Genomic DNA, 18,999 nt, shown 5'->3' with positions numbered 1-18,999 from the left:
GGGGAGCTAGACATGGTTGACCAAAAGAAAAATAAAATTTTAAAAGTACGCCATTTGAAACAGTATTTTAATGTCGGCAAACCGGACGAAGTGAAAGCTATTGATGACATTTCATTTGATATTTATGAAGGTGAGACATTCGGCTTGGTGGGCGAGTCGGGGTCTGGTAAGACAACAACTGGCCGTAGCATTATTAATTTATATGAACCAACGGACGGTAAAATTGATTTTGACGGTGTAGATATCCGTAAAATAAAATCAAAAAAAGATAAATTACAATTTAGACGTGATATGCAAATGATTTTTCAAGATCCTTATGCGTCACTTAATCCGCGAATGAAAGTTAAAGATATTGTGGCTGAAGGCATTGATATTCATCATCTTGCTGCCAACGATGAGGCCCGTGCAAAACGCGTCGAAGAATTATTGGAAACAGTTGGGTTGAATAAAGATCATTCAAGTCGTTACCCACATGAATTTTCGGGTGGACAACGTCAACGAATCGGAATTGCTAGGGCTTTAGCTGTTGAGCCTAAGTTTATTATTGCCGATGAACCAATCTCGGCTTTGGATGTCTCCATTCAGGCCCAGGTCGTTAATTTATTGAAAGAATTACAAATAAAAAATAAGTTAACTTATTTATTCATTGCACATGATTTATCAATGGTTAAATATATCAGTGATCGAATTGGTGTCATGCATTATGGTAAGTTGTTAGAAATTGCACCTGCTAATGAAATTTACACGCATCCCTTACATGATTACACGGCAAGTTTAATTTCCGCTGTCCCTGTTCCTGATCCTGAATTTGAACGCAATCGTATTCAAGTTCCTTATGATGCGTCAGTTGAAGCCGATGGTAAGCAACGGCGTATGGTTGAAATTGCACCAGAACATTTTGTTTTGGCCAGTGAAGACGAGGTCGAAATGTATAAAGAACGTGCTGTAAAAGCACAGTTACAAGAAGTGTAGTATTAACTTAAAAAGGTCTTTTCAAAAAAATTTGAAAAGGCCTTTTCTTGTTCCCTGGAAAAGGAGTAAACTAGACTCTTAGTGATTAGTTTGAAAAAATATGAAATATTATAAAATTAATAAAAAAATGTGGAATATTATGAGTATTTATATATGATATTAATAAATTAAAAAGATATACTATTATTATAGAATGCATTAGATTAAAAAGAGAACAGAGGGATTTAAATCGAAGACAATCTACTCGTTTTAATTAGTGATAAAAATGTCACTAAATTGAAAATATTAAATTTGTTGGAAAGAAATACTAATGTAACCGTTTCACAAATTGAACGGGAATCAGGTCTTTCAAAATTTAAAATAAACAAAAGGTTTAAAGAATTAAATGAGGATCTGGCCGAAACGGCTACAATAGAAATGAGATTTGATAGTAAGGGTATCATCGGTTGTCACGATTTATCAAAAAAAATTGTGAGACAGATTCGTCTTAAGTACCTAAAGGAGTCCTATCTATTTCATTTTTTAGAAGATTCATTAGTACAGCCGGTGACCGTGAGACAGTTCTCTAAGCGATATTTCATTAGTGTTTCCAGGGCTTACGAATTAAAAAATGAGCTGGAGTCATTTTTAGATTTATATGATCTAAAATTTAAAGATAGTGAAATTGTTGGGGACGAATTTAATATTCGAAAGTTATTATTTAATATCTACTATCAATTTTTTAATCGAATTGAACTACCTACTTTTGGGAATAGAGTGAAAGTTGATAGTAAGAAGATGGTTGATTTTGTTGTTTCTTACTTTAATTTAAAATTAACGCCGACAGGCGAAGTGAAGCTGAAATTATTTTTTGAAATTAATTATTTTAGAATTAAAAATAAGCATCATATTGAGTTTTATTCTTCGTGTAACGTCAGTGGAGATAGCGACAAAATCAAACACTTCAATGAGGAATGCCAAGTGTTTATTGCTGAAGTGATGGGTCAACCTAAACTAATGTCAAAGAAAGAAACACAAAATCTAATTCTTTTTCTGAGTATTGAGAATCTTATTAATTCTGATTTTAATTCAAGTCAAAATGAATGCATTAAAAGGGTGACCGATTTATTTATGACTGAAGTGACAAAAGTGTATCTGAATACGGATAGAATAAGTGATGAGTACAGGCACCAGTTAGTTCATAAAATGCGAACGGAATTAATTAAAATTAATAGTCGATTTCTGATACGCACTGATTATATGGCAACGCAAAATGAAGTTACATTTGACGCTAAGTATCAGACTTTTCATGAATTCGTAACGAATTTTTTATCTTTAAGAATTAGCGAAAGTCATATTCAAGATAAATATCAAAATTTTAAACCTTTATATCTGGAGTATATGCTGTTACTCATTAACAGCATCCCGCTGAACTATATTAGTCGGACGATACATGTTTGCGTCGATATCTCAGAGGGTGATTTATACAATGATTATGTTATTAAGATGCTAACAGATCAGGGTGAAAGTGCCATTAAATTTGAAAAAAGATTGTCTAATCGGACAGATATTTATATTTCGGACGTTGTTATGGGGCATTTGAAATGTAGACAGATATTACTCGATGGATTACCAGAAGATAAAGATTGGCCAATATTAAAAGCACAAATTATGGAGTAGGAAGTGACATAAAGGGTTTCGGGTAGTGGGGAGAATGGAGCGCCCAAAATGAAAGACAATACACAAATATACGACGAAGCTTACAGGGAATTACCAAACGATGTCCGAGTACTTTCAAGGGAGCGCCATCTCTGTCCGGATGATAAAAATTTGGCTACTCTGTTTGATTTATTTATTGAAAGTACAGTAAATCTTAGTGAATTTTATGGATTTAATGATAATAGAAGACAATTATTTAATGATTTAAGAAAAGATTTAACGGAAGCAACGCAGCTAGTTGATCAATACCGTTATTATAAAAATTGGTTTGAAAAGTATCAACCTTATTTTGATAGGTTTGCAGAGGTGAAATTTCTAACTGTCTGCGAACGGGGCACTGAGCAGTGTTTGAACATAGATCAAGGGGAAGTTAACGAACTGGAGGACAAATGGGAAAATTTGAGGATAACAAATTAGAATACAAAAGGGAAATATTAGCGATTATAAAAGATTACGTGCAGTACGATCATTGTGAAATTTATATTTATTGTGCTAATGAAAATCGTAGATGCTATCTGAATCTAATGTTTAAGGCAGACGGCGAGTTCATTGGCATAGATGATATTGATTTAGACCATTGCGCGACTAAGAATAAGTTAGAAGATCAGCTGATTCTATTGAAAAAACTGAAGACAGTTTTGCATAAACTGCGTGATGATTATTTAGCATCAGACGAGCCATTACCGTCTGAGCTCAAGATTGATTATAATTTATGTAAGGATACACTTGTTGTTAATAAATGCTATGAAGTTCTATCACAAGATAGAGATATTTTGATACCTGAAAAAAGATGTGAACATTGGTTTAACCAAGTAGAGAATAATAAGGCAGTTAATATGTGAAAAAGTTGAACACTATTGTTCAACTTTTTTATTAGTTATAGGGTTATTTAATTTTTAAAACCAACAATAAATCAAGTACTTGGTGCCAATAGGAAAGATATGATATAGTGGTGCTATCATTGGGGGTAATCGAATGAGTTTAGGCGAAAAAGCAAAAGCCATGAGTGAGTTACCATATGATGCTCGTCTTTTGTTGAATGAAAGGCATCTTTCAGAGAATCGGGTGAGTTGGGGAACAATCCTTGATGTATTTCTTGAAAGTGTTGCTACTTTTACAGAGTTTTACGGATTTAACGGGGACCGAAAAAGCTTGTTTGCTAATTTTAAAACAAACCGACGTGAGGCAATCCAAATGATAATGATTTATAAGGAATACCGCAGATGGTTCAGGCGGTATAGCGCTCATTTTGAAAAATTAATGAATATTCGTTTTTTGACACTTTGTGAGTCAGTAAGTGCAAAGAGTGTCCTCGTGTAACTAAAAAATGCTGTCATTACTTTTAAAAGTAATGACAGCATTTTTTAGTTAATCTTTAAGTCCATCTCTTTTTCGTTCGCGTTCTGCGATAATTGGCATGATGAAACCAAGTCCAATTAGAACAATGATACTAATAACATTAATTGCTAATTGATAATAGAATAACGAACTACCCATGGCAACATCTTGTGGAATAATTCCAAAGATGGTTGCTAGAACCGTAACGACTAAACACCATAAACCAACAGCATAAGCGAGTTTATCATTTTTAATAAAAACGTATTCTGATGGATATTTGTCACTATTTTTACGAATTTGCATGAAGGCGAAGAAAATCCAACAAGTGACACCAGGTGAAATAATCCCGTTTAAGTTCAATAACCAGTTAAAAATCGTATTCATATCTGGTAAGAAAACACCCAAGAAGAGGATGAAGGCACTTAAAGCACAGGTTAGAATATAACCATTAATGGGTAAACCATCTTTGTTAACTTTAAGTAATTTTTTAGGCATGTAACGAGCGCCTGTGTCGGAGATGAGCATGCGGGTCATAGCATCAAGAAGAACAGCTAGAAGCGCGCACATGTACACAATTTGAGTAACAGCGAAGGCATACATCAACCAACTACCCATGTGAAATTGATCCCCTAAACGAAGGAATGCGTAGTACGAACCATTCATTTTAAAATCATTAGGAATATTGTGAGCATTGAAGAAAATACCAAGGGCAAATGATCCAAAAACGGTTAAGAAAATCGTCATTACCGTTAGCATAATCATTGCCTTAGGAAAATCTTTTTTTGGTCGCTTCATTTTTGTCACAAATGGTGCGATTAGTTCTGCACCGTTAATTGCGTAGATTAATAAACCGATTGTTGTAAAGTAATGTAAATCAAACTTAGGAATTAATGTACGCCAGCTCATATTTGTTGTTGCGATATGGCCAGATGGTGTTAACAATGAGCCAAATGCCATGAAAACGTACAAAATTGTGAGAATGAACATGGCTCCCCCACCAACTAAGCCCAAGAATTCTAATGAACCCTTGAAGAAACGTTGAATGAAGATGAAACTAACAAAAATGATCAGGGTTATTAAGGCAAACATGGCAGTTGATAAACTATCCTCGAGTGCGTTACTCCCATTGAGCAACCAACCGAAGCCCACGACGACTGCGTTAGCCGTATCAACAACGTAGGGAATTGAAGCAGCCCAGTAAGTCCAGGCCGTAAAATAACCTAATTTTTCACCACGAGTACCACGAACCCATGAACTTAATCCGCCACCTTCTGAATTGAAGACGGATCCTAATTGCCCCACCATTAAAGAATAGGGGATAACATATAATAGCAATAAAATAATCCAAGATGTAATAACGCCCATACCTTGATTTTGAAAGTTATAGACGATATCGTCGAAGCCAATAACTGTTACAAATGACATTAATGCCAGAATTGGCCACGATATAAATGTTTTTTTCTCTTTTTCCATAAGTGCCTCCCGAATAGGTAACTGACTATGTAAATTAAACTAACAGTTTATAAGTATAGTGAACTACCTAATTAAATTCCACGATAAATTAAATTAATAATCAATGTAATCGGTTTAATGAGAATTAAATTAGGAATATAAAAGTTAAAAATTGATTTTTATTGTGTACTATGTATAATGGTACACATAGAGCATTATATTAAATATAAAACGGAGGCTGGATAAAATGAAAGAAATCGTTGTAAATGTGAAAGATGTTAAAAAGATTTATGGTAAGAACAAAGAGAAAAAAACAGAGGCTTTAAAAGGAATTAATTTTTCTGTCGAACAGGGTGAATTTATTGGTATCATGGGGGCTTCAGGGTCAGGTAAATCTACGTTATTGAATTTATTATCAACGTTAGATCAGCCTACTTCAGGGAGCATCGAAATTAATCATCAAGATATTTCACAAATGCGTGGCGATAAATTATCTGATTTTAGAGCACAACAAATTGGATTCATTTTTCAAAGTTTTAATTTATTAGATAATTTAACAGCTTCAGAGAATATTTCATTGCCACTTTCTTTACAGAATGCCTCAATTTCAAAATATCAAGAACGTATTAACAAACTAACGAAAACGCTTGGAATTAGTGATGTCTTGGGACAATACCCAACTGAATTATCTGGTGGTCAAAAACAACGTGTTGCGGCCGTACGTGCATTGGTGCATAATCCAGCAATTCTGTTGGCTGATGAACCAACAGGAGCTTTAGACTCTAAGAGTGCTAAATCACTTCTTTCAACAATGGAAGAGCTCAACAAAAATGAGCAAGTATCTATCTTGATGGTGACGCATGACGCAGTTAGCGCTAGTTATTGCCAGAGGATTTTATTCATTAAAGATGGAAAAATTGGACAAGAATTGATTCAAGGGACACAAACAAGAACAGAATTTTATCAAGAAATTTTAAAAGAATTGGCAAACGCTGAACAATAATTCTAGGAAGGAGGGAAACTAAATGTTATTAAAATTATCTTTAACGGGGATAAAAAGTCGATTTAAAGACTATTTAATTCTGTTATCAGGACTCATTATGGCTTCAGCAATTTTCTATATGTTTGAGGCATTAGCAACAAATCAAGAGTTCATTAAACAGAATGCAACGGTTAAATATGCGGCAATGATTTTTCAATTTGGCTCAGTCCTGTTGGCAATTATTACACTATTTTATATCATCTACGCGAATACTTTCTTAATGAGTATGCGACAGAGAGATTATGGGTTGTTCATGATGCTTGGTGCAAAGAAGCGTAAAATTGGACGTTTAATTTTTATGGAAACGTTAATTATTGGACTTATTGCAACAGTTGTTGGCGCCTTGGTTGGTGTCGGGTTGACGTATAGTGTTGGACAATTACTAATCGGTAAGATGGACATCGCACCACATTCTTTCCAACCATTTTATATTCCGGCTATCTTAATAACGTTACTTTTTTTTATTGTTATTTTTATGATTGCCGCACTATTTAATCGTCACGTATTGCTGAATACGCCTATATTAAAATTATTAAATGAGGCGGAACAACCAAATAGTAAAAAAATGAAACTGCGTACGATTTTAATCCAGAGCGTAATGGGATTGGCCTTAATTATCATGGGTTACTATTTATTAAGTCACATGGCACAGTATCAAGTAGCCGGACTAGCCGTTTCAATTGTGACTATTTTCGTTGGGACGTTCTTAATATTTAATTCATTATTTAGTGGATTAGTTCAATTATTGAAACGTAGTAAAAAGTTTTCAGAGAAACAATTAAATACGTTCTTAGTTGGCCAACTTAGCTTTCGTTTAGGGTCATTAAATCGAGTACTAACAATGGTTGCAATGTTGTTTGCGTTGGCTTTGGGGGCTATCACAGTTGGTATGGGATTTTCTGGTATTACTGATAAATCAGTAGACAATGCGTCACCATACGACGTTGTCCTTCAAGCCCCTTCGGCAAAAGAACAAAAATTACTTGGTCAATTAACTGATAAAAAAGAGGCCATTTATGCAACGAAAAAAGTGGGCGATAAACGTTACTTTAAAAAATCAGATTTTGTAAAATCGCCACTTTACATGCTGAGTTTCACGGCGTCAAACATGAATGCGGGTAAGTTATCTAAAATTGACCCCAATAATATGACGACTAAAAATGAAGATGATGTGTGGGGGAATGTCGTTCGAACTACTTTGGAATCTGACATGTTGGATCCAGAGATTGTTTCGGATAAATCATTTTCAACTATTTCTGCACCAACTCGAAATGTTCATGCGGTTAGACTCGCTTCTTTCAAAGATAATAAAGATACTTTAAAATCATTAAGTCAGGGGATCTCTCAGAGCCAGATTGAGAGTTCAACATACTTAATGAATAAGTATGTCGTTTACCAAAGTGTTAATGGTATTTTTGGCGGTATGGAATTCATGGGCTTCTTCCTAGGCATTGCGATGTTGGCGATGTTAGCAAGTATCCTGATGTTTAAAATTTTATCAAGCGCAGCAGCTGATAAAAAAAGATATGATTTATTAAATCAACTGGGTGCTAGACACCAATTGATGAGAAAATCAATTAATCGTGAAATTGGAATTCTCTTTTTGTTACCAGGAATTGTTGGTGTAACCCATGTTTTATTCGGGTTACAAATGTTTAAGGAAATGATTCCAGATACTTATTCACATATTGCGATTCCGTTTATCATATTTGCGGTGCTCTACTTGGGTTACTATTGGTTAACGGTTAGCTTGTATAAAGGTATTGTATTGAAGAAATAAAATAAAAATGCATATTACTCAGATAGTAAAAAACTGAGTAATATGCATTTTTTTTAATATTTAGACTGGCGTTTCACCCAAGTTACCATAATAGCTCACTTCGATTGTATCGGAGTGAACAATTAATTTAGTGATACTACCATTTTTGGGACTTTTTAAAATATTAATCTCTGGCGCATAACGTGAAACGATACTTCGAATGGCTGTACCATGACCAACGAGAAGTACCTGATCGTCATCATTTTGGCGAGCACGTAAAAAATCGAATGCTTTATCATAACGATCCCAGAATTCTTGATTATCTTCAGCTAGATCAAATGGATCAGCCTTTTTCATAAAATCGCGAGATTCTTCAATTGAATATTTTTCAAGAATATTAAGAAATGTTCGACAACCATAGGGTAGACCAACCGTTTCCATGACTTTATCAGTATTCTGACCTTCAAAAAAACCATAAAACTCTTCACGAAAAAGATCTGATTCGATTGGCGTTAATCGAGTATTCTCCGGAACATGAGATTCTTTTAAAAGATGAATCAACGTATTTTTTGTACGCATTGTGTCACTTCGATAAATTGCATTGAAGGATTTATCTTGTAAAAGTTTGCCTGAATGAATCGCATTATCAATTCCGGCGTCTGTAAGGGGCGAGTCACACCAACCTTGCATTCTTTGGAAAGAGTTGAACAATGTTTGGCCATGACGGACCATATAAACAGTAAATGACATAAGAATCCTTTCATGGTAAATAATATTTATTTTGTAAATAAAAAGGTGCTTAGAGCTGTCTAGCTTTCAATAAAAAGTTTACTATAAATCATTAATATTGGAAAAAGAAAAGACTTTTATTTTATTTAAACCAATGTATACTAAATAAACGGAGAATTAAAAATATGAGATTATTTATTAATATTGACTAGTAAGATAATACCGAATGAGGTGTTATAAGTCTAGATTTGATTATTTTTGACGACATAAATTGGATTAACTATTTAAGAAGGAGTGTTTATTATTTTGATCACGTTGGCTGGTATTATTGGTTCAGGAAAATCTAGTATGACAAAAATATTATCTGAAGAACTTGGGGTAGAAGCTTTCTACGAACCCGTAACAGATAACCCCGTATTACCTTTATTCTACAAGGGTAATGAGATTGCTGCAAAAAAACGTGAAGCAGGAGATAAGGACGCAACTAACCCATATGCTTACTTATTACAAACTTTCTTTTTAAATCGTCGTTTTAGAATGATTAAAGCAGCGATGCAAGAGGATAACAATGTCCTTGACCGCTCAATTTATGAAGATGCGATTTTCATGAAGATGAATACGGAAATGGGTAATGCGACAAATGTTGAATATGACATTTATCAAGATTTATTAGAAAATATGCTTGAAGAATTGCCTTATGCGGCACATAAAAAATCACCTGATTTGATGATTATGATCAAAGTTTCTTACGAAACAATGGTTAACCGTATCCAAAAACGTGGACGCGATTACGAACAAATCGAAACGGATCATTCATTGGTTGAATACTATAAAACATTACTTCGTTACTATGAAGATTGGGAAAAAGAATATGATGTCTCAGAATTTTTAGTTATTGATGGCGACAAGTATGATTTCGTTGAAAACGAAGCTGATCGTAATGTTGTTTTAAATATCATTGAAGATAAACTACAAGAATTAGGTAACTTATCTGAAAAAGAAGTTATTGATTACAAAGCACAACGTAAAGCAATCTAAATTAAAAGGAGTAGCCATCAACTGGCTACTCCTTTTAATTTAGATTTTATCGTCATCGTGATGGTTAAAGTAGACAACTTTAACAGAATCATCGTCAACAATTAATTTCGTTACACTACCGTTTTTAGGACTCATTGTGATATCAATTTCGGGCGCAAAGCGAGAAACGACACTCCGAATAGTTGTACCGTGGCTGACAACGAGAACGTTATCGCCGTCTTTAGCATCTTCACGTAATAAATTAAAGCCTTTATCACGACGTGCCCAGAAATCAGCATCATCTTCTGCATCGTGAAAAGGGTCTGTTTCTTTAAAAAAATCACGGGCTTCTTCAATTGAGAATTGTTGTAGAATTTCGGTAAAGTTAGCTGCACCATGTGGTTTACCAACAACGAACCAAGCTTGAGAAGAATCAGCACCTTCGTAGTATCCGTATCCTTGTTCTCTAAGGAATTCAGATGATTTAACGGTTAGATTTGAAGATGTTTCATTTTCAGATAAGATATAATTTGCTGTACGGTTTGCACGAGTCGTGTCACTACTATAAGCGTTAGCAAAGTGAATGTTTGCTAACTTCTTACCAGTTGCGTGACCATCGTTGATGCCCTTTTCTGTTAGTGGAGAGTCGGACCACCCTTGCATCCGGTTATATTTGTTGAAAATTGTTTGACCATGACGAACGAGATAGACTGTAAATGACATGTGAACCTCCTGAAATTTATATGATAGGCCCATTATACGCTAAAGAAAACGATTAATCTAAAGATTTATGAGACCAAAAAAGCACATTCTAAATTTTAAGAACGCGCTTTTTTATTAGTAATAAATTTAAATAATTGTAATAATCCGGCTAAGATTGAAGGAATTAGAGCAATTCCGGCAATTGAGATAAAAATGACCGAGAAGTGATCTTTAACAAAAGGGAGTGCGCCAAAATAATAACCGATACCGGCTCCTAGTGCCACCCAAAGTGTGACGCCGATAAAGTTATAAAGTCCAAAATGGCGATAACTCATTCGAGCACTACCCGAAATAAGGGGCACAAAGGTCCTAATTAAAGGGACAAAGCGTCCGAAGATAACGGTTTTAGCTCCGTGCTTTTTGAAAAAAATATTTGCGGATGCCATTTTTTCTGGCGAAATTCTATTTTTAAGGAACGGTAATTTATTTAAGTGACGGCCAATCTCAAAATTAACGGCATCGCCAATAAGTGCCGCGAAAAAGAAGACTGGAATTAAGACACGAATATCCAACGTTTGAGTTGAGTAAGCGGCAATCGAACTGGTGAAAAAAAGTAACGTTTCGCCGGGCAAAAAGGGGAAAATAACAAGGCCTGTTTCGGCAAAAATTAGGACAAAAAGAGTTAGATAACTCCAGCTGCCTAACGTCTGAAACAAGGGTTCTAGATAATTTTCGAAATGGGTGAATAAAAACCAAGCTTGTTCTAACATTGTCGGGTTCCTCCAGTCCTTTCATTCTTAATAATTATATTAAACCGAAATGTAAAAAAAGACTATTAATTTAGCCGATATTTAGCTTTTATTAAGATTTGTCACACTATCGAGGGTCGTTGGTGTCAAACCGGTTTTGATACTGGTATACTTGATATATTAAATTTTTGGAGGTCAATATGACAAGACGTGCTTTAATTGCAGGGATGACAACATTAATTGGATTAGTTGCCGGTATTATGATGGATAAAATTGCCGTGGCGACACTAATTGGACTGGCTGTGGGTATTACGGTTGACCAATTCTTACCAAATAAAAAATAAAGTCGACTGGGATCTTATTTGAGTTGATTATTGAAAAGTGATACACTATTAAGCCTAAGAAAATCATGTAAAGTGGGGTATTAAGAAGTGGCTGATAAAATTAAAATAGAAGAACAAGCACATCTTGATGACGTGATTATTAAGATTAAAGACGCTGAAGTTAAACGCCAAAATGAAATTAAGTACGCTGAAAATGAAGCACGATCAATCAATGGTGAATTTACAAGTGATGTCCATATCAATACGACAACGTATACCGGAATGATTGATACGGCAATGTCCGTTCGTCAACAACAACAAATGCTGGCTGAACGTGAGACAAGTTGGAAAAACGCCACATCACGTTTAGATATTTTAAAGAAATTAGAGAAGAAACCATATTTTGCTAGACTGAATATTCAAGAAGGAAATCATAAAAAAGAAACAATTTATATTGGACTAGGATCATTCGCGGACCGTCCTGAACATTTTATGGTCTACGATTGGCGTGCACCCATCTCAAGCGTTTACTATGATGGTGGGCTAGGGGATGTCACCTATCAGACGCCAGATGGTGACCAGACGGTAGACGTTTCATTGAAACGTCAATTTGTGATTGAAGATGGCCAGATTGAAACAATATTTGATACCGATGAAGCTGTCGGAGATCAAATGTTGTTAGACGTTTTAAATGATTCTGCAGATACAAAAATGAAGAGTATCGTTACAACAATTCAAAAAGAACAAAATCAAATTATTCGTGACGTTAAAGCAGAATTATTATTTGTTCAAGGAGCAGCTGGATCGGGTAAAACATCAGCAGTCTTACAACGAGTGGCGTACTTGTTATACCGTTATCGTGGTAATTTAACGGCCAGCCAAGTTGTGTTATTCTCACCTAATCAGCTGTTCAATGATTATATCGATCAAGTGTTGCCAGAACTTGGCGAACAAAACATGGTTCAGATGACTTACTTCCAATATGCATCAAGACGCTTACCGAACATGCAAGTTGAAACCTTACAAGAGCGATTTGAAGAAGACAATACGCCTGCTAAGAAGCATATTCAGGTGTTGAAAAATAGTCTCGCTTTCTTCAATGCATCAATGGCTTATTCGGAACACTTGGAACAAGCGGATATGAAATTTAGAGATATTAAATTTAATGATGAAATCTTTATTTCAAAAGATAAAATTAAATCAATTTACTATAAATATAACGAAAATTACCATTTGCGTACGAGATTGGAAGCAACGCGCGAGTCGTTAGTTAAATTGTTGAACCGTCGAATTGAAGCTGAGGCTAAGTTAGAATGGGTTGAAAAAGCCATTCAAGATATGTCAAAAGAACAATTAAATGCTTTATACGGTGATCAAGATCGAGAATTTGCGAGTGGCGATAAAGAAATGCGTTTCTTAACACGAACATTTGTCATGCGTCAATTCACAAGTGTCCACAAAGCTATTGTGCGTAACCGATTTTTGAATATTAATTCACAATATGTGAACTTTTTACACAATGTGCCTAAGTATGTTAATTTGAGTGATTATGGGGTTACTTTAGAAGAATGGCAAGACGATGTTGCTGATGTTGTCGCGCGATTGAAAACGCGTCAAATTTCGATGCACGATGTAACACCGTACCTTTACCTATTTGATCGAATGACGGGTAAACATGGGGAAACGGATGTCCGTTATGTCTTTATTGATGAAATTCAAGATTATACGGCATTCCAGTTAGCCTTTTTGAAGGAAGGGTTCCCAAGAGCTAAGTTCACCTTGCTAGGCGATTTGAATCAAGCTATTTTTACAAAAGAAAATAGTAAGAGCTTATTGTCAGAATTGGGGCATTTATTCCCTGCTGATAAAACAAAGGTTGTTCAATTGACGAAATCATACCGATCAACACAACAAATCACCGATTTCACAAAAGAAGTGTTGATAAATGGTGAATCAGTTACCTCGTTCAACCGACAAGGGGACTTACCCACAATTACTGTGGATAAGAACTCGGATAAATTGGTTCAAGATTTAGAAAGTCAATTAACGCAAAATGTAGATGATCATTTGACGACAGCTATTATTGCGAAATCATTGGCCGAATGTACAGCACTTTATAATCATTTACAGGCTGATGGTGTGCCCGTAACGTTGATTAAAACGGAAAACCAACGTTTAGCTGATGGGACAATTATTGTGCCAGCTTTCTTGGCTAAAGGTTTGGAATTTGATGCTGTTGTGATGTGGGGCGCTTCAAAAGTCAATTACCATGAAGAAGACGAACGTCAATTGGTTTATACGATTTGCTCAAGAGCAATGCACCGCTTGAATGTCTATGCTGAAACTGAATTGTCACCATTATTTGATCATGTTTCAAAAGCATTATATATTTTAAAATAAGCTGTGAAAGAAATTATTTGCTAAGGTAAGTAATTTTTATTAGAGGATTTCTAAAATGGATAAACAAATGAATTATTATAAAATTCCAAGGGATGAGTGGCAAAACTTCTATAAAGCGGAGCAGGTTTCATTGTCCCAACAAGAATTGAATCAAATTCAATCCGTCAACGATAAAATATCGGTTCAAGATGTACGGGAAATTTATATGCCCCTGGTTCATTTATTGAATATGACATTGGCGGGTAAACAAGATTTGCAATCAAAAAAAGCCGATTTTTTGGGAATTAAAGCTAAAAAATGGCCTTTTGTAATTGGCATCACGGGTAGCGTGGCAGTTGGTAAGAGTACGACTGCACGGTTATTACAACTATTGCTCACGACGTTATATCCAACTAAAAAGGTGCAGTCAATTACGACAGATGGTTTTTTATTTCCCAATAAAGAGCTTATTCGTCGAGATATATTAGACCGCAAAGGGTTTCCAGAAAGTTATGATATGGAGAAACTGATTTTATTTTTGAATGATGTTAAGAGTGGGTTGAAAACTGAAGCACCTGTTTATTCGCATGATAGTTATGATATTGTACCGGGAGCCGTTCAACTTATTGATCAGCCTGATATTTTAATTGTCGAAGGGATTAATGTTTTACAATTACCTAGTAACCAACAACTGTATGTTAGTGATTTTTTTGATTACTCAATTTATGTTGATGCCAATGCGGATTTAATTGAAAAATGGTATTTGGAACGTTTCGGTGTCTTATTGAATACTTCTTTTCAGAAACCTGGAAATTACTATTATGACTATGCAATTGGTAGTCATGATGAGGCATTTAAGTTAGCTCGTAATGTTTGGAAAACCGTGAATCTAAAGAATTTGAATACCTTTATCTTACCCACTAGAAATCGTGCTGATCTTATTTTAGAGAAGACAGACGAGCATCGAATCAACACCGTTTATTTACGCAAATATTAGAAAAAAGACGTATTTTCACAGATTTTCATGAAAATTAAATCAAACGATTGACCAACTGGGTTTCAATCAGTAGAATAGACGTAATAAGAAATTAAAAAATATGAAGAGGTGACTATTTTTGGCCAACGTTAACATGCAAGATTTCGACAAAATTATCGTTCTTGATTTTGGTAGTCAATATAATCAATTAATTACTCGTCGTGTGCGCGAATTTGGAATTTATTCTGAATTGTTATCACACAAGATTAGTGCGGCCGAAATAAAAGAGATTGCCCCTAAAGGTATTATCTTTTCTGGTGGCCCAAATAGTGTTTATGATGAAGATGCATTCAGAATTGATCCTGAAATCTTCGAATTAGGCATTCCTATCTTAGGCATCTGTTATGGTATGCAATTAATGGCATACTGCATGCCTGGTGGTAAAGTTGAAAATGCAAATAACAAAGAATACGGTAAAGCCGTTATCGAAGTTACAGATCCAGAAGCAACTTTATTTAAAGGTTTACCAACTGAACAAACTGTTTGGATGAGTCATGGTGACTTAGTAACAGAAGTTCCTGATGGTTTCACATCGGTTGCAACTTCAGTTAACTGTCCTATTTCTGCAATCCAAAATCTTGATAAAAAATTCTATGGTCTTCAATTCCATACTGAAGTGCGCAATACTGAATTTGGGGATGACATTTTACGTCGTTTTGCATTTGATGTTTGTGAAGCTGAAAGTAACTGGTCAATGGAAGATTTTATCGACTTACAAATTGCTAAAATCCGCGAAACTGTTGGTGACAAGAAGGTTCTTCTTGGTTTATCTGGTGGGGTTGATTCTTCAGTTGTTGGTGTTTTATTACACAAAGCAATTGGTGACCAATTAACAAGCATTTTCGTTGATCATGGCTTACTTCGTAAGAATGAAGCTGATCAAGTTATGGAAATGCTTGGCGGTAAATTTGGATTAAATATTATCAAAGTTGATGCACAAGAACGTTTCTTAGGTAAATTAGAGGGAATCTCTGATCCTGAAACGAAACGTAAAACAATTGGTAATGAATTCATCCGTGTCTTTGATGATGAAGCTACTAAGCTAAAGGGAATTGACTTCTTGGCTCAAGGAACACTTTATACTGATGTGATTGAATCTGGGACAGAGACTGCCCAAACGATTAAATCTCATCATAATGTTGGTGGCCTTCCTGATGATATGCAATTTAGTTTAATTGAACCATTACGTACATTATTTAAAGATGAAGTTCGTGAACTTGGCGAAAAAATGGGTATGAGTGATGAATTAGTATGGCGTCAACCATTCCCAGGTCCTGGTCTTGGAATTCGTGTACTTGGTGAAATTACTGAAGAAAAATTAACTATCGTGAGAGATAGTGATTTAATCTTACGTGAAGAAATTAAAAAAGCTGGTCTTGACCGTGAAATCTGGCAATACTTTACTGTCCTACCGGGCATTAAAAGTGTTGGTGTGATGGGTGACGGTCGTACTTATGACTACACAGTTGGTATTCGTGGCGTAACGTCAATTGATGGTATGACTGCTGATTTTGCTAGAATCCCTTGGGATGTCTTACAAAATATCTCAGTACGTATCGTAAATGAAGTCGCACACGTTAACCGTATCGTGTATGATATTACGAGCAAGCCGCCTTCAACTATTGAGTGGGAATAGACTAAAACAGATAATCCTTTAACAAAAGGATTATTTTTTTTGCATAAATTTTGAAACCTTGATTTCACGAAGAATAATGATAAACTAATAATAAGATTAATTTAAAGGGAGATTAACTATGATTTGGTTATTGATACATCTTATTACTTGGGTTGTGATAGCAGTTTTAGTGGCACTCACGATTTTTACAAATTCTAATACAAAAATTTATCAAATGATTACAAGACTGGGATATTTGGTTTCAATTGCTAGTGGGATTATGTTGTTGGGCTATGCATGGCAAAGGGATCCAATGCTAACAGCCATTAAATTGATTGTTGCTATAATATTTATCGGATTAACTGAAATGACTTTTGCACGAAAAAACAGAAAACAATTAAATAAAAGTGTGATTTACGCAGTGGGCATCTGTTGTATAGGAGTAGGGGTTTTAGGACTTATGCTTGCGGGTGGAAGACCTTTTATCTAGATAATAAAATACCGCATAACGATTAGACGGAAATCTAATTGTTATGCGGTATTTTTGTTTAAGGGTAGCGTAAACGGGCTACTTTTCATCCCTAACATAGCGAGTGACCTGCATTTTAAGATGATACTTTATGCGGAGTTCTGCGATGGTGGTCATCATGTCACTTTTGTGATGACTATCAATAGCTGCTTGGTCAGTCCATTCGTCAATTAGTAAGACAGATTGGTTATCTTCCATATCCGTAAAATAATGATAACGTAAATTTCCGGATTCTTGTCTAATCTGTGACACGACTCCGGTAGACATCATTTCATTGGCGAAGTCTTGAGCATTCGTGCCAGTACCACTATATAAAATATTAACTGTAATAGGCATTATTTTCACCGAACCTTTCTTTTGTTGGTTTAATTGTACCATTCTGAAGAAAACATGAAAGGGATAGGGTGAACAGCTTATTTTAGGGTCAATCAAAGTTAATATGAGGCTTGAACTTAATTAATCGTTTATAATAAGAGTAAACCATTTTTGAGGGAGATTAACATGGCGGAAAAAATAATTAAGAAGAAAGTTGAATTACCGGAATTATTTTATGATTTAGTATTTGCCTATGCAATTTCGCAAACGACTGATTTGCTTTATCATTTTAAAGGGAATCTGGCGAGCGTCGCCGAAGCGTTTATTATTTTTTCGGTAGTAATGGTTGTTTTTATTAATACCTGGATGATTAAGAGTGTGTTTATTAATCGATATGGGGAAAATTCAATCGCGGATATTATTCTTTTTATGATTGACGTCGCTATTTTGTTATATATGTCTAATGCGTTTAAAGGTAATATTCAAGATTGGTTTCAACCTTTTGCTGTCGCAACGGGGCTGTTGTCCACCGTATTAGTCATTCAGTATGGAACGGTCTATCTGACCTCTAAAAAAAGTGCAGATAAAAGAATTTCTAGACTCATGATGACAATTACTGCGGCGCGAACAGTCTTAGTTTTTATTGGCGCATTTTTACCACTTAAGTTGGGTATTCCGGTCGCCTTGATTGGTATTGCAATTAGTTGGGTATTACCAGGTCTTTTTGGATCTATTTTAAAGCTCCATGCACTTAATTTTCCGCATATATTGGAACGATTAACATTACTAACAATCATTACTTTTGGAGAAACTATCGTTGGTATTGCGTCATATTTTACGGTTAAAACGTTTAATTTTTATTCGATTCTCATATTTACAATTGTTGGCGCACTGTTTATGACGTACATCACGCAAATGGATCATTATATAGACGAGAATCGTTCTGATGAAACGGGTATTCGATTAATTTATGTTCATTATTTCATTTTATTTGGGATAAGTTTGGTGACTGTTTCGTTAGAGTTTATCGGAGAGAGCCACATTCCTAAAAATTTTGCGATATTAAGTTTATATTTAGGCTTAAGTTTGTTTTACTTAGGATTATTTTTAACGAGTCCGTATAATAAGAAACAGTTGAACTCAGATAAGCAGGTAATTGTCTTTTTTACCATTACAACAATTGTTGGATTACTGGTAAGTCTGATGGTTAATCAATTTGCAGTAGTTGTCATAACGACTGCTTTGATTGCTATTATTAATTCAATTGTGTATGTGCGGTATATGATTATAAAGACTAGATCATAATGTAGCATTAATCCGAATCAATGGGCTTAAAATTAAGGG

General features: G+C 35.0%; 19 protein-coding genes. 14 read left to right on the top strand and 5 right to left on the bottom strand.

Annotation, left to right across the window (positions count from 1 at the left end; all coding sequences use genetic code 11):
* Positions 1 to 12: 12 nt before the first annotated feature.
* The 5 genes from N0K80_RS07430 (at position 13) to N0K80_RS07410 (ending at position 3,990) form a co-directional block, all read left to right on the top strand.
* The gene (locus N0K80_RS07430) at positions 13 to 972 is read left to right on the top strand and encodes an ABC transporter ATP-binding protein (RefSeq protein ID WP_146343101.1); all 960 of its coding nucleotides are present in this window, start codon (positions 13 to 15) and stop codon (positions 970 to 972) included.
* A gap of 294 nt (positions 973 to 1,266) precedes the next feature.
* The gene (locus N0K80_RS07425; RefSeq protein WP_269026237.1) at positions 1,267 to 2,631 is read left to right on the top strand and encodes a helix-turn-helix domain-containing protein; all 1,365 of its coding nucleotides are present in this window, start codon (positions 1,267 to 1,269) and stop codon (positions 2,629 to 2,631) included.
* 48 nt (positions 2,632 to 2,679) lie between these two features.
* Complete coding sequence (locus tag N0K80_RS07420; RefSeq protein ID WP_269024230.1) at positions 2,680 to 3,087, top strand: hypothetical protein; 408 nt, start codon at positions 2,680 to 2,682, stop codon at positions 3,085 to 3,087.
* A complete protein-coding gene (locus N0K80_RS07415) occupies positions 3,060 to 3,512 on the top strand; it encodes a hypothetical protein (RefSeq protein WP_146343098.1) in 453 nt (150 codons plus the stop codon). Before N0K80_RS07420 ends, N0K80_RS07415 begins: the two co-directional genes overlap by 28 nt.
* A gap of 133 nt (positions 3,513 to 3,645) precedes the next feature.
* The gene (locus N0K80_RS07410; protein ID WP_269024231.1) at positions 3,646 to 3,990 is read left to right on the top strand and encodes a hypothetical protein; all 345 of its coding nucleotides are present in this window, start codon (positions 3,646 to 3,648) and stop codon (positions 3,988 to 3,990) included.
* A 48-nt stretch (positions 3,991 to 4,038) separates the two neighbouring features.
* Here N0K80_RS07410 and N0K80_RS07405 read toward each other — a convergent pair whose 3' ends face one another.
* Complete coding sequence (locus N0K80_RS07405; protein ID WP_269024232.1) at positions 4,039 to 5,481, bottom strand: APC family permease; 1,443 nt, start codon at positions 5,479 to 5,481, stop codon at positions 4,039 to 4,041.
* 226 nt (positions 5,482 to 5,707) lie between these two features.
* Between N0K80_RS07405 and N0K80_RS07400 the strand changes: the two genes are divergently transcribed.
* Complete coding sequence (locus N0K80_RS07400; RefSeq protein ID WP_269024233.1) at positions 5,708 to 6,463, top strand: ABC transporter ATP-binding protein; 756 nt, start codon at positions 5,708 to 5,710, stop codon at positions 6,461 to 6,463.
* A gap of 22 nt (positions 6,464 to 6,485) precedes the next feature.
* Positions 6,486 to 8,282 (top strand): ABC transporter permease, encoded by a 1,797-nt coding sequence (locus tag N0K80_RS07395; protein WP_269024234.1) that lies wholly within the window; start codon positions 6,486 to 6,488, stop codon positions 8,280 to 8,282.
* Positions 8,283 to 8,342: 60 nt separating this feature from the next.
* On the opposite strand, the gene N0K80_RS07390 is transcribed toward N0K80_RS07395, so the two are convergent.
* Positions 8,343 to 9,011 (bottom strand): histidine phosphatase family protein, encoded by a 669-nt coding sequence (locus tag N0K80_RS07390; protein ID WP_269024235.1) that lies wholly within the window; start codon positions 9,009 to 9,011, stop codon positions 8,343 to 8,345.
* A gap of 285 nt (positions 9,012 to 9,296) precedes the next feature.
* On the opposite strand from N0K80_RS07390, the gene N0K80_RS07385 reads away from it, so the two are divergent.
* Positions 9,297 to 10,028 carry a deoxynucleoside kinase gene (locus N0K80_RS07385; protein WP_112251371.1) on the top strand — a complete coding sequence of 244 codons (732 nt, stop codon included), beginning with the start codon at positions 9,297 to 9,299 and terminating at the stop codon, positions 10,026 to 10,028.
* 39 nt (positions 10,029 to 10,067) lie between these two features.
* On the opposite strand, the gene N0K80_RS07380 is transcribed toward N0K80_RS07385, so the two are convergent.
* The gene (locus N0K80_RS07380; protein ID WP_146343092.1) at positions 10,068 to 10,730 is read right to left on the bottom strand and encodes a histidine phosphatase family protein; all 663 of its coding nucleotides are present in this window, start codon (positions 10,728 to 10,730) and stop codon (positions 10,068 to 10,070) included.
* A 95-nt stretch (positions 10,731 to 10,825) separates the two neighbouring features.
* Positions 10,826 to 11,479, bottom strand: a complete 654-nt coding sequence (locus N0K80_RS07375; RefSeq protein ID WP_269024236.1) for a VTT domain-containing protein — start codon at positions 11,477 to 11,479, stop codon at positions 10,826 to 10,828.
* A 179-nt stretch (positions 11,480 to 11,658) separates the two neighbouring features.
* Here N0K80_RS07375 and N0K80_RS07370 point away from each other — a divergent pair, with 179 nt between their 5' ends.
* The 5 genes from N0K80_RS07370 to N0K80_RS07350 all read left to right on the top strand — a co-directional run bounded on the left by N0K80_RS07370 (position 11,659) and on the right by N0K80_RS07350 (position 17,301).
* Positions 11,659 to 11,802, top strand: a complete 144-nt coding sequence (locus tag N0K80_RS07370; protein WP_186726305.1) for a hypothetical protein — start codon at positions 11,659 to 11,661, stop codon at positions 11,800 to 11,802.
* 87 nt (positions 11,803 to 11,889) lie between these two features.
* Entirely contained in the window at positions 11,890 to 14,181 is a 2,292-nt protein-coding gene (gene helD, locus N0K80_RS07365; protein WP_269024237.1) for an RNA polymerase recycling motor HelD, read from the top strand.
* A gap of 55 nt (positions 14,182 to 14,236) precedes the next feature.
* Positions 14,237 to 15,157 carry a type I pantothenate kinase gene (gene coaA, locus N0K80_RS07360; RefSeq protein WP_269024238.1) on the top strand — a complete coding sequence of 307 codons (921 nt, stop codon included), beginning with the start codon at positions 14,237 to 14,239 and terminating at the stop codon, positions 15,155 to 15,157.
* A gap of 133 nt (positions 15,158 to 15,290) precedes the next feature.
* Entirely contained in the window at positions 15,291 to 16,832 is a 1,542-nt protein-coding gene (guaA, locus tag N0K80_RS07355) for a glutamine-hydrolyzing GMP synthase (protein ID WP_186726306.1), read from the top strand.
* A gap of 118 nt (positions 16,833 to 16,950) precedes the next feature.
* A complete protein-coding gene (locus N0K80_RS07350; protein WP_057974313.1) occupies positions 16,951 to 17,301 on the top strand; it encodes a DUF1516 family protein in 351 nt (116 codons plus the stop codon).
* A gap of 78 nt (positions 17,302 to 17,379) precedes the next feature.
* Here the strand turns inward: N0K80_RS07350 and N0K80_RS07345 are convergent, their stop codons facing one another.
* Positions 17,380 to 17,676: an antibiotic biosynthesis monooxygenase family protein gene (locus tag N0K80_RS07345; protein WP_269024267.1), complete on the bottom strand. Its 297-nt coding sequence runs from the start codon at positions 17,674 to 17,676 to the stop codon at positions 17,380 to 17,382.
* Positions 17,677 to 17,841: 165 nt separating this feature from the next.
* On the opposite strand from N0K80_RS07345, the gene N0K80_RS07340 reads away from it, so the two are divergent.
* Positions 17,842 to 18,960, top strand: a complete 1,119-nt coding sequence (locus N0K80_RS07340) for a low temperature requirement protein A (RefSeq protein ID WP_269024239.1) — start codon at positions 17,842 to 17,844, stop codon at positions 18,958 to 18,960.
* The last annotated feature ends 39 nt before the right edge of the window (positions 18,961 to 18,999 follow it).

Source organism: Dellaglioa carnosa (assembly GCF_026948345.1).
Taxonomy (GTDB): Bacteria; Bacillota; Bacilli; order Lactobacillales; family Lactobacillaceae; genus Dellaglioa; species Dellaglioa algida.
The sequence above is the reverse complement of the archived record's forward strand: the minus strand, read 5'-3'. Positions and strand labels throughout refer to the sequence as shown.

Bases quoted from the DNA above. Each gene is read 5' to 3' on its own strand.
- N0K80_RS07430 (WP_146343101.1), top strand. From the start codon at position 13: ATGGTTGACCAAAAGAAAAATAAAATTTTAAAAGTACGCCATTTGAAA.
- N0K80_RS07420 (WP_269024230.1), top strand. From the start codon at position 2,680: ATGAAAGACAATACACAAATATACGACGAAGCTTACAGGGAATTACCA.
- N0K80_RS07415 (WP_146343098.1), top strand. From the start codon at position 3,060: ATGGGAAAATTTGAGGATAACAAATTAGAATACAAAAGGGAAATATTA.
- N0K80_RS07410 (WP_269024231.1), top strand. From the start codon at position 3,646: ATGAGTTTAGGCGAAAAAGCAAAAGCCATGAGTGAGTTACCATATGAT.
- N0K80_RS07405 (WP_269024232.1), bottom strand. From the start codon at position 5,481: ATGGAAAAAGAGAAAAAAACATTTATATCGTGGCCAATTCTGGCATTA.
- N0K80_RS07400 (WP_269024233.1), top strand. From the start codon at position 5,708: ATGAAAGAAATCGTTGTAAATGTGAAAGATGTTAAAAAGATTTATGGT.
- N0K80_RS07395 (WP_269024234.1), top strand. From the start codon at position 6,486: ATGTTATTAAAATTATCTTTAACGGGGATAAAAAGTCGATTTAAAGAC.
- N0K80_RS07390 (WP_269024235.1), bottom strand. From the start codon at position 9,011: ATGTCATTTACTGTTTATATGGTCCGTCATGGCCAAACATTGTTCAAC.
- N0K80_RS07380 (WP_146343092.1), bottom strand. From the start codon at position 10,730: ATGTCATTTACAGTCTATCTCGTTCGTCATGGTCAAACAATTTTCAAC.
- N0K80_RS07375 (WP_269024236.1), bottom strand. From the start codon at position 11,479: ATGTTAGAACAAGCTTGGTTTTTATTCACCCATTTCGAAAATTATCTA.
- N0K80_RS07370 (WP_186726305.1), top strand. From the start codon at position 11,659: ATGACAAGACGTGCTTTAATTGCAGGGATGACAACATTAATTGGATTA.
- coaA (WP_269024238.1), top strand. From the start codon at position 14,237: ATGGATAAACAAATGAATTATTATAAAATTCCAAGGGATGAGTGGCAA.
- guaA (WP_186726306.1), top strand. From the start codon at position 15,291: ATGCAAGATTTCGACAAAATTATCGTTCTTGATTTTGGTAGTCAATAT.
- N0K80_RS07350 (WP_057974313.1), top strand. From the start codon at position 16,951: ATGATTTGGTTATTGATACATCTTATTACTTGGGTTGTGATAGCAGTT.
- N0K80_RS07345 (WP_269024267.1), bottom strand. From the start codon at position 17,676: ATGCCTATTACAGTTAATATTTTATATAGTGGTACTGGCACGAATGCT.
- N0K80_RS07340 (WP_269024239.1), top strand. From the start codon at position 17,842: ATGGCGGAAAAAATAATTAAGAAGAAAGTTGAATTACCGGAATTATTT.